The following is a 13,176-nucleotide window of genomic DNA, read 5'->3' as shown; positions in this document are numbered from 1 at the left end:
CTCTCCGGCGGGCTCTTCGTGCCACACGGGCCAGCCTGACCGCAGCGCCGGACGACGGGAGGATCACCGCCCCTCGGTAGCATTCACCGGCGATGGTCCACAACGAGCAGTTGGTCGACCCCGGGCGCGGTCGCGCCCTCGGGGTGGACGGCTGCACCGACGCCGTCGAGGTGGGGCGGGGCGGGTTCGGCGTGGTCTACCGGGCCTGGCAGCCCGACTTCTCCCGCTGGGTGGCGGTCAAGGTGCTTGCCGCCGACTGGCACGGCCCGTCCCGGGCCCGCTTCGAGCGCGAACTGCGCACGCTGGGCCAGCTCTCCGGTCACCCGCACATCGTCACCCTGCACCAGGCCGGCCGGACCACCGCCGGCAATCCGTACCTGCTCATGGCGTACGAGGAGGGCGGCTCCCTCGGCGACCGACTGCGCGCCGGCACACCGGGTGACTGGCGGGAGGCCGTCGCCGGTGGGATCGCGATCGCCGGCGCGTTGGAGACGGCCCACCGGGCCGATGTCCTGCACCGCGACGTGAAACCCGAGAACATCCTGGTCTCCGGGTACGGCGAATTGAAACTGGCCGATTTCGGACAGGCCCGGCCCTTCTCCGCGGGGCGTACCGACCCGCGCGGGCGGGTCACCGCCAGTGTCCTGCACACCGCGCCGGAGGTGCTGCGCGGTGAACCCGCCTCGGTGGTCGCGGACGTCTACGCCCTCGCGTCGACCGTGCTGCACTGGATCCATGGCGCCCCCGCCTTCGCTCCGACCCCCGGGGAGCCGCTGGCGTCCCTGCTGCGCCGCGTCGCCGTCGACCCCGTGCCCGACCTGCGACCGCTCGGCGTACCCGACGAGGTGTGCGCCGCACTGGAACGGGCGATGGCGAAGGACCCGGCCCACCGGCCCGCGACGGCCGCCGCGTTCGCCGACGAGCTACGCGCCACGCAGGCGGCGGCCGGTGTGCCGGTCAGCCCGTTCGTCCTCGGTGGCGGCGACAGCGTCGCACCGGACACGCCGGACCCGGACCGCCCCCCGGCGGCGCTGTCCCTGACCGAGCGCCGCCGGGCCGCCCTGGCCCTGTCGGCCACCGTCGCGCCGCCACCCGCCCGGGTGAGCCGGCACGCGCTGGTCCGCTCGCTGGGGCTGCTCACCGCCCTGGCGGCGGTGCTGGCCACCGGGTACTCCGAGGCCCTGCCGGTGCCCGACCCGGTGGAGCTGCCGTCCGCGGTGGTCCTCGGCGAGCTGGAGCTACACGTCGAGTCACCCGAGCGGACGCTGGCCGTGCGCAACCGGACGGACCGGCCGCTGCGGATGGCGGGCGTGACGTTGACCGGGCCGTCCCGTGACGAGCTGCGGCTGGTGGCGGACGGGTGCAGCCCGCACCCGTTGGCCCCGGGCAGCCGGTGCGAGGTGCGCCTGGTCGCCGTGCCCCGCGCCGCCGGCCCCGTCCGGGCGACCGTGGCGTTCGACACGGCCGGCCGAACGCTCACCGTCCCGGTGACCGGAACCGGCCGGCCGCGACCGGCCAGCCGCGACGACGCCCCGCCAGGCTCCTGCTACGCCGACGCCTACCAAATCGGCACGTCCGCCTACGGGCACGCGGGCGGCCTGAAGGCGATCTCCGTGAAGCAGTACTGGTCGCCGAGCTGCCGGGCGAGCATGGCGTACATCTGGGTGTGGAAGCAGTACCGGGACAACGTCGCCGCCGACGGCGGCACCTGGACGGTGGACCTGTCGGTACGCGGCGACCGGCCGGTGGCGCCACGACGGGCGGTGGGCCAACCGTACGAGCTGTGGACCGAGCCGTACCGGGGGGCGGGTGGGTGCACCAGCGCGACGGCGACGGTGACCGCCGACCGGACCAGGATGGTCACCACCGCGACCACCGAGCCGCACTGCGACCGGTGATGGACGGATACTTCGAGATCCACGGTCTGGGCCCGCTGCGGTTGGTGCCGTTGACCGCCGACGCGCTGACCGTCGGCCGTGCGCCCGGCAACGAGCTGACCGTCGACAGCAAGCTGGTCTCCCGCCTGCACGCGCTGGTCGAACGGTTCCCGCCCGGCTGGACGATCCGCGACCTGGGCAGCACCAACGGCACCAGGGTCAACGGGTTCCCACTGCGTGAGTCGCGGCTGCTGCGCGACGGTGACCGGGTGGAGATCGGCCCGGCCCGGCTGGTCTTCCACGCTCCCGGACACCTCAGCGGCACCCGTACCGTCGGGTTGGAACCACCTTCACCGCCTCCGCCGTTGACCCGGCGCGAGCAGGAGCTGATCGAGGTGCTCTGCCGACCGTACGTCGAGGGCGGCACCGCCTTCCCCGAGCCGCCCAGCGTCCGGGCGCTGGCCACCGCGCTCGGCGTCAGCGAGAGCGCGGTGAAGAAGCACCTGGCCAACCTGTACGACAAGTTCGGGCTGGTCACCAACGACGACCGGCGGCGGGCCCGGCTGGCCGGTGAGGTGGTCCGCCGGGGCGCGGTCGGGACCTGACGCAAGGCGACCCCCCGGGTGGTCGGGATGCCGCCCCGGGTCGCTCGGCCTGCGTGTGTGCCCTCCGGGTCCGGGTCGCGTGGACCCGGACCCGGAGGGCACACACCCCCCGTTTCCTCGTGTGCGCGTCGTGTCCCGACGACGGCGGGGTGGTCCTGCCCCCGACGCGGAGTGCGCGGCAGACAGCCTGCCCCGGACGACCCGGCCCGAGGACGCGACCGGGGCCATCCACCGAACATCACACCAGGTTGGATGAGGCGCCGGCAGGTGTCGGAAAGGGGAGGTTCTCCGCTCCGGTCACCGGTGGCGGTACGCGGATCCGGACGGACGGCGGCGTCAGTCGCCCAGCTCCCGCACGTGGCGCAACCCCGGCCGGCCGTCGAGTAGCAGCTCGCCGACCGGCGTGAACCCGGTGCGTCGCAGGACGGCCAGCGAGCCGGGATTGTCCAGTGTGGTGACGGCGGTCAGCCGGGTCAGGCCGTACTCGTCGCGGGCGAGGTCGCAGACCTGCCGTACACCCGCCGTGGCGAGGCCACGGCCAGCGGCCCGCTCGGCGACCCGGTAGCCCAGCTCGGCGCCGCCGTCGACGACGTCGACCAGATTGAACCGGCCCAGCACCGCACCGTCGTCGTCGACCATGACGTGAAAGTGGCACCCGCCGGTGGCCTGCTCGGCGAGGAGCGCCGCGTGCCGCGCGTCAAAACCGGCGAAGTAGCCGTCACCCCGGTCTGGAATGGTCCGCGCGAACCAGGCGCGGTTGTCCCGTTCGAAACGGAGCAGCGCGGCGGCGTGGCGGTCGGCGAGCCGTTCCAGGTCGGGCATCCGGTCAGGGTACTCGTCCGGCACGGGCGTCGACGCCGAGCGGATCACCGTCAGCCGGCGCTGCGGCGCTGCGGACGGCGTCCGGGCGGTGACGGTGGCTCCGGACCGAAGTCGGGTACCGGTGGCATGGGCAGGGTCACCGGAGCCGTCCCGGTGACCGTCACCGGCTCACCTGCGTGCCGCAGCGTCACCTCGCCGTCCGGATCGTCGGGCAGTTCGTAGCGGGCCTCGCCTGGGGTGAGGGTGACCCGCAGCCGCTGCCCGCGCCAGCGCAGCCCGAACGCGAGCCGGTGGATCCGGGTCGGCAGACGAGGGTCGAAGGACAGCTCGCCCCGGTCGTCGCGGAGCCCGCCGAAGCCCTCCACCACCGCCGTCCAGGCACCGGCGAGGGCGGCCAGGTGCAGCCCGTCGCTGGTCTTGTCGCCCAGGTCGGCCAGGTCGTGCAGGGCCGCCTCGGCGAACAGGTCGTACGCCAGGTCCAGGTGCCCGAGTTCGGCGGCGAGCACCGCCTGCGGGCCGGCCGACAGCGACGAGTCGCGGACGGTGCGAGCCTCGTAGTAGGCGAAGTTGCGGGCCTTCTCCTCGGCGGTGAAGTCGCCGGGACACCGCTGCATGGCCAGCACCAGGTCGGCCTGCTTGACCACCTGCTTGCGGTACAGCTCCAGGTAGGGAAAGTTCAACAGCAGCGGGTAGTCGTCGTCGCCGAGCGCGGCGAAGTCCCACTCGGGCTGGGTGGTGAAGCCGGCCGACTGCTGGTGTACGCCGCGCTTCGGGTCGTACGGGATGGCGACCGCGTCGGCGGCGGCCCGCCAGCCGGCGATCTCGGCGGCCTCGACACCCAGCTCGACGGCACGTTCGGGGTGCCGCTCGGCGGCGTCGGCCGCGCCGCGCAGGGTGTGCCGGACCATCAGGTTGGTGAAGAGGTTGTCGTCGACCAGGGCGGCGTACTCGTCGGGGCCGGTGACCCCGGTGACGTGGAACGCGCCGTCGTCCGACCAGTGCCCGAAGCCGTGCCACAGCCGGGCCGTCTCCACCAGCAGCTCCAGTCCAGCCTCGACGAGGAACCGCTCGTCGCCGGTGGCCGCGACGTACCGCAGCACCGCGTCGGCGATGTCGGCGTTGACGTGCAGCGCGGCGGTGCCGGCGGGCCAGTAGCCGGAGCACTCCCGGCCGCCGATGGTCCGCCACGGGAAGGCGGCCCCGGGCAGTTTCAGCTCGCGGGCGCGCTCGCGGGCCTCGGGCAGGTGGGCGTGCCGCCAGCGCAGCGCGGCGCGGGTCACCTCCGGTGCCAGGTACGTCAACACCGACAGCACGTAACTCTCGGTGTCCCAGAGGACGTGGCCGTCGTACCCGTTGCCGGTGAGGCCCTTCGCCGGGATGGTTCGGTCACCGTCGGCCCGGCCGGCCTGGAGCAGGTGGAAGACGGCGAACCGGACGGCCTGCTGGAGCTCGGGATCCCCGTCGAGTTCCACGTCGGCGGTCTGCCACAGCGCGTCGAGGGTGGCCCGCTGGTCGGCGAGGAGGGCGTCGAAGCCGTGCTTCCGCGCGTCGGCCGCCTCGCCGGCCACCAGAGCGGCCAGGTCGGCGGGCGGCGTGCCGTCGACCGGCGCGCACTCGTACGCGGCGAACTTGGTGATGCGCAGCCGGTCGCCCGGACGGATCCGGCCCTCGACGCAGGTCCGGAGACGGTCGTCGGTGCTGTCGCCCCGGCTGGTGAGGCCGTCGGGGACGGCGATCCGGTGGGTCACCGCGACGGCGACCCGCTGCCCGCTGCGCTCCGTGCGGTGCACCAGCACCCCGGAGCAGTCGTCGGAGCGGTGCAGCTCGGGGATCAGCGGGTCGTGGATGATCGTGGCGGCGCGCGGGTCGTCGGAGCGCTCCGGTATCCGCTCGTTGGCCTGCACGTCGGAGCAGAGGCGAAGCTCCACCGGGTCGTCGCCGAGCGGCTCGACCTCGTGGTGGACGGCGGCGACCGCGCGCCGGGGCAGTGAGACGAGCCGGGTGCTGCGGATCCGTACCGCGTGCCCGGCGGGGGAGACCCACTCGGTGTGCCGCCGCAGCACGCCGGCCCGCAGGTCGAGCACCTGCTCGTGGGTGCGCACCGTGCCGGTGCGCACGTCCAGCGGTTCGCCGGCCACCCAGAGCCTGATCAGGGCCGCGTTCGGCGCGCTGACCACGGTGTCGCTGCGCTGCGGGAAGCCGTACCCGTTCTCGGGGTAGGCCAGTTCGCGTTGTTCGTGGAAGCCGCTGAGGTAGCTGCCCGGCATCTCGACCGGCTCGCCCTCGTCGAGGATGCCGCGCCAGCCGACCCAGCCGTTGCCCAGCGCGAAGATCGACTCAATCTCGCCGAGCCGATCCAGGTCCTTCTGTGTCCGGCGGATCAGCCAGGTCTCGTTCTGCTGCACGGCTCCTGCGTTACCCACTCCGGCGGGTGACCGAATCCGCCTGATGGCTGCGGAACCGTCGAGCCGAAGGTGGGATCGAACCCGCGCCCGTCGCACGGTCCGCCCGGCTTCGGTGATTCGCAGCTTTCGCGCAGGTAAACGGGGTATGAACGGTTGGTGAGGTGATGGATGATGCAGACCGGCCCGGTGGATGTTCCCGACGTCAGCCTGGAGTGGTACCACGACATCGTCGAGGTCGCCGACTCCACCCCACCACCCGTGCAGTGGTTCGCGGGGCACTTCACCGAGGCGGCGGTCCTGCTCCTCGGGGCGCTGTTCCTGCTGGCCGCCGCGCCCCGGCTGCGCCGTGGCCGGCCCGGGGAGCGGGCGGTCGCGCTGGTCGCGCCGGTCGCCGTTGTGCTGTCGTACGTGTGCAGCGAGGGGTTGAAGACGGTCTTCGACGAGGACCGGCCCTGCCGGCAGGTGGCGCGGATCGTGGCAGGCCAGTGCCCTCCGGTCGGGGACTGGTCGTTCCCCAGCAACCACGCCACCATCGCAGGCGCACTCGCCGTGGCCACCCTGCTGCTCTCCCGGCGGCTGGGCCTGCTCGCCGCACCCCTGGCGCTGCTCGCCGCGTTCTCCCGGGTGTTCATCGGCGTGCACTATCCGCACGACGTCGCCGTCGGGCTGCTGCTGGGCGCGCTGGTGACCCTCGCCGTCACCCGGTTGGCCGCCCGTCCCGCCGCCGACCTGCTGGCCCGCCGCGCCGCCGACTCCGGCCGGATCCCGGCGGTGGCCGACCGCCGCTGATCAGCGCGCCAGGAGCAGGGCGGCACCGGTGCCGAGCACCAGGAACGGCCCGAAGGGCAGGTGGCTCGACCAGGTCACCTTGCGGGCCAGCAGTAGTCCGAGACTGGTCACCGCCGAGGACGCGAAGGTCAGCACCAGACCGGCGAGCAGCACCGGCCAGCCGTACCAGCCGAGCAGCGCACCCACCCCCACCGCCAGCTTGGCGTCACCCAGGCCGAAACCCCGCCGGCCGAGCAGCAGCGTGGTGGCGGCGAACGCCAACCCGAGCCCCGCACCGGCCGCCACCGCGCGCCACCACGGGTCGATGCCGGAACCGGTCGCCGCGGCCAGCCCGAGCAGCGCCAGCACCCCCGCCGTGGCAGGCCCGGTGAGCCGGTCCGGCAACCGGTGCACGGCCAGGTCGACCAGGACCAGTGGGATCGCCCAGCCGAGCCACCAGGCGATCGCGGCCCGCTCGGCGAGGGTCGCGTCGACCAGCATCAGGACCGCCAGGGCCACCACGAGGCACACCTCGACGCTGCCGGGGGGCGCCCCGACCCGCGCCCGGCAGCCCGGGCACCGGGCCGCCGGCCCGAGCGCCGCCCCGCCCACCGCGAGGGTCGTGCCGCAGCGGTCACAGCCGGTGCGGGGCGCCGATCCGGCGGGTACGGCGTGTCGGGCCACGGCGAGCCGCAACGGCGGGGTCAGGGCGAGGGCGGCGACGGTGCGTACGCAGCGTGACGTGGGCCGTGGTGTCGGGTATCGGTCGGGTCTCGGCCGGGCACCGGAGGCCGGTCTGCCCATCTGCGGGGAATCGCCTCCGGCGCATCTGTCATCGGACGAACGGATCGAGCCGCCTCCATCGGGAGGGGACATTTTCGCAGGCGGTGTCACCCGATCGGGGTGCTCGACCGACTGTCCGGCGGCGGCGGCGCGCTCGCCGGCTGCCGCCAGAGCCCGGGAGCGGTCCCGGTCGACACCGTCCACCCCTGATCACCTCCAACGATCACCCAGCGTGTTCGATTCGATTGCCTCTGTTGCATCGGCGCACGTCAGCCTATGCTCGCCCCTTGAGTAGGGTGCAACCCCGCCGACCGGCACGACCCTTCCGCTCGACATCTCACCCAGATCAGCACAGGTAGATGTGGCAGCACCGACCGACATGATCGGGCGCACCTGCCGCATTGCCCGCAGGCCCGCACCGTCGGGCCGACGGGCGGCACCGAGGAGGGCATGGCGATGCGTACACGGCATCCCCGCCAATGGACCGCCTCCCTGGTCATCGCCACGGTGGCCGGGGCCGCCGCCGGCTGCGGCGGCGGGCCGGAACCGGCCGGCGGGCCACCCGTCCGCACCGCCGCCGACAGCCGGCAACCCAGCGTCGACGAGCGGGCCGCCGAGCAGGCGGCGCTCACCGCGTACGCCGGGTATCTGGACGCGTCGCGGGAGGCGAGCCGGGCCGGCGACCCGCGCCACCCGGCGCTCGCCCGGTTCCTGGCCGATCCCCTGCTCACCCGGGTCCGGGTGGTGATCGACCGGGCTCGCCGGCACGGCGCGGTCCGCACCGGGACGCTCCGCTCGGACCCCACGGTGGTCGCGGTCGACCTGGCCGCCACCCCGCCCACCGTCGACATCCAGGACTGCCTCGACGCCACCGACTACCGGCTGGTGTACGCCAAGGACAAGCGGGTGGTGCCCGGTTCCGGCGGGAGCCGGCACCTGGCCACCGCCACCGCGACCCGCTACCCGGACGGCCGGTGGCTGATCACCGCCGGCACCGCCCACGAGGACCAGCCGTGCTGACCTGGAAAAAGGGCCGCCGCCCGGCCCGACCGCGGACCGGGGCGTCCCACCGGCTGCTCGCCGGCACGCTGCTCGCGCTGCTGGTCACCGCGCTCGTGCCGCCGCCGTCCGCCGCCGCGCGAGCGCCCGACTGTCCACCCGGGCAGAACGACTGCTCCATCTGGGGCGACGACCCGGGCGACCCGGGCGATCCCGGTGACCCCGGCGGCGGAAACGGTGGCGGTGAGAAGCCGCCGGCCGCCAGGTGCCAGTGGAACGGCAGGCCGGTGGCCTGCTACGACGAGTTCCTCGGCTGGTTCAACAACGCCGACGGCTGCTACTACAAGCTCCTTGAGCCGCAGAGGGAGGCGCCCGAAGGCAGCGTGTGGTACCTCCAGACCTGCAACGGCGGCGACCAGGGCCAGCAGAACCCGGTGCTGCTGGAGGCCCCGCCGCCCGGCTTCGGCGCGCCGCCCGACCCGGAGGAGTTGGCCCGCCGGGTGCTGGCCCGACTCTCCCTGCTGCCGCCCCCGATCGCGGTGGCGCCCCGCCGCGACACCGGCCCCGGCCTGGTCGGCCTGCCGGTCTGGATGTGGCTCGTGCTCCCCACCGACGAGCCCGGCGAACGCGCGAAGTACCTCGGGCCGATCGAGGCCAGGGACTCCGACCGGGGCCTCATGGTGACGCTCACCGCCAAGTTCGAGCGGATCGTCTGGAACATGGGCAACGACGTCAAGGTCACCTGCACCGGCCCGGGCACCCCGTACGACCCGAAGGGCCCGCGCGCCGGGAAGCCCTCGCCGGACTGCGGCTACGACTCCGGCTACCCGAAGGCCGACACCTACCAGGTCAGCGCCACCACGTACTGGTCGGTGAGCTGGCAGGGCGGTGGCGAGAGCGGCGTGATCCCGCAGACCCGGACCAGCGGGACCATTCCCATCGAGATCGACGAGCTTCAGGTGGTAACCCGATGAGTTTGGTCACCCGCGACGGCGTTCCGGTCGACGCCCCGATCGCCCCACCCAAGGTCGTCCGGCAGCGACGTACCCGCCCCGGCCTGCTCGGGCTGGCGGTGCTGCTGATCGCGCTCGGCGGCCTCGGCGCGGCCTTCGCGGTCACCTCCGTCCGCGCCACCGGCAGCTACCTGGCGGTCGCCCGGCCGGTCGAGGTCGGCCGTACGCTCAGCGCCGACGACCTGGTCAGCGTGCAGGTCTCCGGCGGTGCCGGGCTGTCGCCGGTGCCCGCGAAACGACTCGACGAGGTGGTCGGCAAGCGGGCCGCGGTCGGGCTGGTCCCCGGCACCCTGCTGACCATGGACCAGCTCACCGACGCCCCACTGCTCGGCCCCGGGCAGCAACAGATCGCGTTGGGGCTCGACCCGAGCCGGGTACCGGCCCGCAAGCTGCACCCGGGCGACAAGGTGCTGCTGGTCAGCACCCCGGCCGACAACGACGACAGCCAGGCACCCGGCACCCGGTTCACCGGCACGGTCATCGACACCAGCACCCCCGAGAACGACGACGTGGTGGTCTACCTGGCGTTGCCCGCCCGGGACGTACCGGCGGTGGTGGTGCTCGCCGCCCAGGAGCGGATCGCCCTGGTGCTGGTCGAGGCGGCCTGACCATGGCCATCATCGCGTTGGTCTCGGCGAAGGGCTCGCCCGGTGCCACCACCACGGCGCTGGCCTGCACGCTGAGCTGGCAGCGACGGCTGGTGCTCGCCGAGTGCGATCCGTCCGGCGGGACGATCCTCGCCGGCTACCTCGGCGGCGCGCTCGACGGGCCGCGGGGCATCGGCGAACTCGCCGTCGGCGAGCTGCGCGACGGCAGCCTGGAGACAGCGTTCTGGTCCCAACTGGTCGATCTGGACGCCCCGAAGCGGGAACGCCTGCTGCTGCCCGGCGTGGTCGACCCGGCCCAGGCCGGCAGCGTCACCCCGCTCTGGCAACGCTTCGCCGACTTCTTCGACCAGTTGGAGAAGGGTCGCCCCCCGTACGACGTGCTCGTCGACTGCGGCCGACTCCAGGTCGGCAACCCGCCCTGGCCGCTGCTGCGCGCCGCCGCGGTGGTGCTGCTGGTCACCCGGGCGCGGCTGCCGGAGCTGTCCGCGGCCCGGCCGACGATCCGGGCCATCGAACGGGACTTCGCCGCACACCGGGTGGCGCCGGACACGCTGCGGCTGCTGCCGGTCGGCGACGGCCACGGCACCGGCGAGATCGCCAAGGCGCTGCGGGTGCCGGTGATCGCCCGACTGCCGGAGGACCGGCGTACCGCCGACGTGCTCAGCCTCGGCGGCACCGTGCGGGGCAACCGGCCGCTGATGCGCGCCGCCGCCGGGCTGGAGGCACCGATCCGGGCCCTGCTGGACCGCCGGCGGGCCCGGCTGGCCTGGCCCGCGAACCAGGAGGTGCCCGATGCGGTGTGAGCCGGTCCAGCCCGGGCACCGTCCGTCCCCGGCGCGCCGGGAACGGCAGGCCCGACCGGCACACCGCCCGGTGCCGGCGCGGCGGGGACGGGAGGCACGCCATGCGGTTTGAGCCGGTCCACCACGACCCCCGTGGCCAGCAGCCCGGGGCGACGTCCACCATGCCGCCGCTGCCCGCGGCCAACGGCCACCACCCCGCGCCGCCGGTCCCACCGCCGCCCACGCCGGCTCCGCCGCCTAGACCCAAGGTGGACTTCGCGGTGGTCCGCGAGCTGCGCCGGGAACTGAGCGAACGGCTCACCCACTGGCAGCGGGGCCGGGAGTTCGACGGAGATGCCGAGGAGGTCGAGCGGGCGCGGCTCGCCGTCGCCGTCGTCTCCGGATACGCCGACTCGGTACGCCGCGCCGGCACCCCGCTCACCGCCGATGAGGAACGGCTCCTGCTCGACCAGGTCACGGCCGAACTGGTCGGCCTGGGTCGGCTCCAGACGCTGCTGGTGGACGACTCCATCGAGGAGGTGCACATCCTCGGCTGCGACCAGGTACGCATCACCCGGCACGGCGGCGGCGTGGACTGGGCCGAACCGATCGCCGACAGCGACGAGGAACTGGTGGAGATCCTCCAGGCGGCGGCCCGCCGGGCGGGAGCCACCGAGCGGTCCCTGTCGACGTCGAAACCGACGCTGGACCTGCAACTGCCCGACGGCAGCCGGCTCGCGGCCGTGTTCCTGGTCAGCCACCGCCCGTACGCGGTGATCCGCAAGCACAACACGCTGGACGTCAGCCTGGAGGACATCTGCGGCACCCGGGCCGACCTGGACGAGATGATCGACCCGCTGCTGCGGGACTTCCTGCGCGCCTCGATGCGGGCCGGGCTGAACATCATGGTCGCCGGGCTGGCCGGGGCGGGAAAGACCACCGTCATCCGCGCGTTGATGGACGAGATCCCGCCGGACGAGCCGTACGTGCTGCTGGAGGAGAGCCGGGAGCTGCTGCCCGCCCGGCGCGGGCACAAGCACCGGGCGGTGATGAGCTTCGAGGCCCGGGAGGGGCACGGCGAGCGCGGTCTGGACGGCCGACCGGCCGGTGAGGTGAGCATCGCCGACCTGATCCCGCTGTCGCTGCGGATGGGCGTGCTACGGATCATCGTGGGTGAGGTGCGGTCCCGGGAGATCGTGCCGATGCTCCAGGCGATGACGACCAGCCGTGGGTCGATGTGCACCATCCACGCCCGTACCCCGGCCGGGGTGAGCGAGCGGATCATCGAGCTGGCGCTGGCCCACGGCCGGGAGATGACGGTCGACCAGGCCCGCCGGATGGCCGGCAACGCTCTCGACCTGATCGTCTACGTGACCGTCGAGGACGAGACCGCGATCGGCGGGCGCAAGCACCGCTTCGTCTCCCACGTGGAGGAGGTGATCGGGGTCGGCGAGGGCAGCCGGATCATCACCACTTCCATCTTCGGTCCCGGCCCGGACGGCCGGGCGATCCCCCGCCACCTGCCCGAACGCATCCGTGACCAGCTCCTGCGGGTCGGGTACGACGCCCGACTGCTCAGCCGGTTCATCGAGGCGGGCGCCGGCGCGTGGCGTCGCCCCCGGCACAGCCGCCTCGGTCCGGTGGTCCGGCGATGAACCCGATCGAGCTGATCGCCGTCGTCTCCGGCGCGGCCTGCGTGGCCGGGTTGGTGCTGGCCGTGGTCGCGCTCACCGGCACCCGCCCGCCGGCCCGGTCCCGGCCGGGCGCCGGCCGTGGGCTGCGTCGGTTCTGGCCCAGATCGGGCCGACGCGAGCGACGGCTGCACCAGGCCCGGCTGGCGGTGGCGGCGGGAACGGGGGCGTTGGCCTTCCTGCTCACCGGGCTGCCGGTGGTGGGCCTGATCGTGGCCGCGGCGGTGCCGGGCGTGCCCTGGCTCTTCGCGGTCGGCAAGGCCGAGGAGCGGGCCATCGCCCGGGTCGAGGCGGTCGGCGAGTGGACCCGCCGACTCAAGGACGTCACCGCCACCGGGCAGGGCCTCCAGGCGGCCATCGTGAACACCATCGCCACCGTCCCGGAGGAGATCCAGGAGGAGGTACGGCTGCTCGCCGCCCGGCTGCAGGCCGGCTGGACGGCCCGCGCGGCGCTGCTCGCCTTCGCCGACGAGATCGGCGACCCGGTCTGCGACCAGGTGGTGGCCGCGCTCATCCTGCACCTGTCCGACCGGGGTGAACGCCTCGGTGACGTGCTCGGGGCGATCGCCTCGGCCGCCGCCGCCGAGGTGGCCACCCGCCGCGAGGTGGAGGCGAAGCGCACCCAGCCGAGGTTCGCCGTCCGCTTCCTCACCGGGATGACCCTGGTGGTGCTCGGGTACGGGCTGCTGAACACCGACTACATCCGCCCGTACGGCACGGTGGTCGGGCAACTGGTGATGGCGGTGCTCTGCGCGGCCTTCATCGGGCTGCTGGTCTGGGTGCGCGCGATGAGCCAGCCCCCGCCGCCGGCCCGCTTCCTGCC

12 protein-coding genes are annotated in these 13,176 nt (G+C 74.1%); 9 read left to right on the top strand and 3 right to left on the bottom strand.

The window, feature by feature from the left end; translation table 11 throughout:
• Window positions 1-92: 92 nt before the first annotated feature.
• Complete coding sequence (locus tag E1182_RS04705) at window positions 93-1,898, top strand: serine/threonine-protein kinase (protein WP_132261391.1); 1,806 nt, start codon at window positions 93-95, stop codon at window positions 1,896-1,898.
• Window positions 1,898-2,482: an FHA domain-containing protein gene (locus E1182_RS04700; protein ID WP_132261431.1), complete on the top strand. Its 585-nt coding sequence runs from the start codon at window positions 1,898-1,900 to the stop codon at window positions 2,480-2,482. Before E1182_RS04705 ends, E1182_RS04700 begins: the two co-directional genes overlap by 1 nt.
• A 336-nt stretch (window positions 2,483-2,818) precedes the next feature.
• Here E1182_RS04700 and E1182_RS04695 read toward each other — a convergent pair whose 3' ends face one another.
• Together E1182_RS04695 and E1182_RS04690 are read right to left on the bottom strand one after the other, a co-directional pair.
• The gene (locus E1182_RS04695) at window positions 2,819-3,304 is read right to left on the bottom strand and encodes a GNAT family N-acetyltransferase (RefSeq protein ID WP_132261390.1); all 486 of its coding nucleotides are present in this window, start codon (window positions 3,302-3,304) and stop codon (window positions 2,819-2,821) included.
• Window positions 3,305-3,354: 50 nt separating this feature from the next.
• A complete protein-coding gene (locus E1182_RS04690; RefSeq protein ID WP_132261389.1) occupies window positions 3,355-5,709 on the bottom strand; it encodes a glycoside hydrolase family 65 protein in 2,355 nt (784 codons plus the stop codon).
• Window positions 5,710-5,877: 168 nt separating this feature from the next.
• Between E1182_RS04690 and E1182_RS04685 the strand changes: the two genes are divergently transcribed.
• The gene (locus E1182_RS04685) at window positions 5,878-6,498 is read left to right on the top strand and encodes a phosphatase PAP2 family protein (protein ID WP_132261388.1); all 621 of its coding nucleotides are present in this window, start codon (window positions 5,878-5,880) and stop codon (window positions 6,496-6,498) included.
• On the opposite strand, the gene E1182_RS04680 is transcribed toward E1182_RS04685, so the two are convergent.
• Complete coding sequence (locus E1182_RS04680; RefSeq protein WP_132261387.1) at window positions 6,499-7,281, bottom strand: A24 family peptidase; 783 nt, start codon at window positions 7,279-7,281, stop codon at window positions 6,499-6,501.
• A gap of 435 nt (window positions 7,282-7,716) precedes the next feature.
• Between E1182_RS04680 and E1182_RS04675 the strand changes: the two genes are divergently transcribed.
• From E1182_RS04675 to E1182_RS04650, 6 genes are all read left to right on the top strand, one after another.
• Complete coding sequence (locus tag E1182_RS04675) at window positions 7,717-8,280, top strand: hypothetical protein (protein ID WP_132261430.1); 564 nt, start codon at window positions 7,717-7,719, stop codon at window positions 8,278-8,280.
• Window positions 8,274-9,233, top strand: a complete 960-nt coding sequence (locus tag E1182_RS04670; RefSeq protein WP_132261386.1) for a hypothetical protein — start codon at window positions 8,274-8,276, stop codon at window positions 9,231-9,233. The genes E1182_RS04675 and E1182_RS04670 overlap by 7 nt, the downstream gene beginning before the upstream one ends.
• On the top strand, window positions 9,230-9,880 hold the full coding sequence (locus E1182_RS04665) for an SAF domain-containing protein (RefSeq protein ID WP_132261385.1): 651 nt from the start codon (window positions 9,230-9,232) through the stop codon (window positions 9,878-9,880). Before E1182_RS04670 ends, E1182_RS04665 begins: the two co-directional genes overlap by 4 nt.
• A 2-nt stretch (window positions 9,881-9,882) precedes the next feature.
• A complete protein-coding gene (locus E1182_RS04660; protein ID WP_132261384.1) occupies window positions 9,883-10,683 on the top strand; it encodes a ParA family protein in 801 nt (266 codons plus the stop codon).
• A 101-nt stretch (window positions 10,684-10,784) separates the two neighbouring features.
• Window positions 10,785-12,317 carry a CpaF family protein gene (locus E1182_RS04655; protein WP_132261383.1) on the top strand — a complete coding sequence of 511 codons (1,533 nt, stop codon included), beginning with the start codon at window positions 10,785-10,787 and terminating at the stop codon, window positions 12,315-12,317.
• The coding region (locus E1182_RS04650; RefSeq protein ID WP_207921269.1) for a type II secretion system F family protein at window positions 12,269-13,176 on the top strand (908 nt) is incomplete at its 3' end. The genes E1182_RS04655 and E1182_RS04650, both read left to right, overlap by 49 nt.

It is taken from the genome of Micromonospora sp. KC721, assembly GCF_004348355.1.
Lineage (GTDB): Bacteria > Actinomycetota > Actinomycetes > Mycobacteriales > Micromonosporaceae > Micromonospora.
Note: the sequence above shows the minus strand (reverse complement) of the source record. Positions and strands in the feature narration are given on the sequence as shown.

Coding starts and splice junctions, on each gene's coding strand:
- E1182_RS04705 (WP_132261391.1), top strand. CDS start 93: ATGGTCCACAACGAGCAGTTGGTCGACCCCGGGCGCGGTCGCGCCCTC.
- E1182_RS04700 (WP_132261431.1), top strand. CDS start 1,898: ATGGACGGATACTTCGAGATCCACGGTCTGGGCCCGCTGCGGTTGGTG.
- E1182_RS04695 (WP_132261390.1), bottom strand. CDS start 3,304: ATGCCCGACCTGGAACGGCTCGCCGACCGCCACGCCGCCGCGCTGCTC.
- E1182_RS04685 (WP_132261388.1), top strand. CDS start 5,878: ATGATGCAGACCGGCCCGGTGGATGTTCCCGACGTCAGCCTGGAGTGG.
- E1182_RS04680 (WP_132261387.1), bottom strand. CDS start 7,281: ATGGGCAGACCGGCCTCCGGTGCCCGGCCGAGACCCGACCGATACCCG.
- E1182_RS04675 (WP_132261430.1), top strand. CDS start 7,717: ATGCGTACACGGCATCCCCGCCAATGGACCGCCTCCCTGGTCATCGCC.
- E1182_RS04665 (WP_132261385.1), top strand. CDS start 9,230: ATGAGTTTGGTCACCCGCGACGGCGTTCCGGTCGACGCCCCGATCGCC.
- E1182_RS04660 (WP_132261384.1), top strand. CDS start 9,883: ATGGCCATCATCGCGTTGGTCTCGGCGAAGGGCTCGCCCGGTGCCACC.
- E1182_RS04655 (WP_132261383.1), top strand. CDS start 10,785: ATGCGGTTTGAGCCGGTCCACCACGACCCCCGTGGCCAGCAGCCCGGG.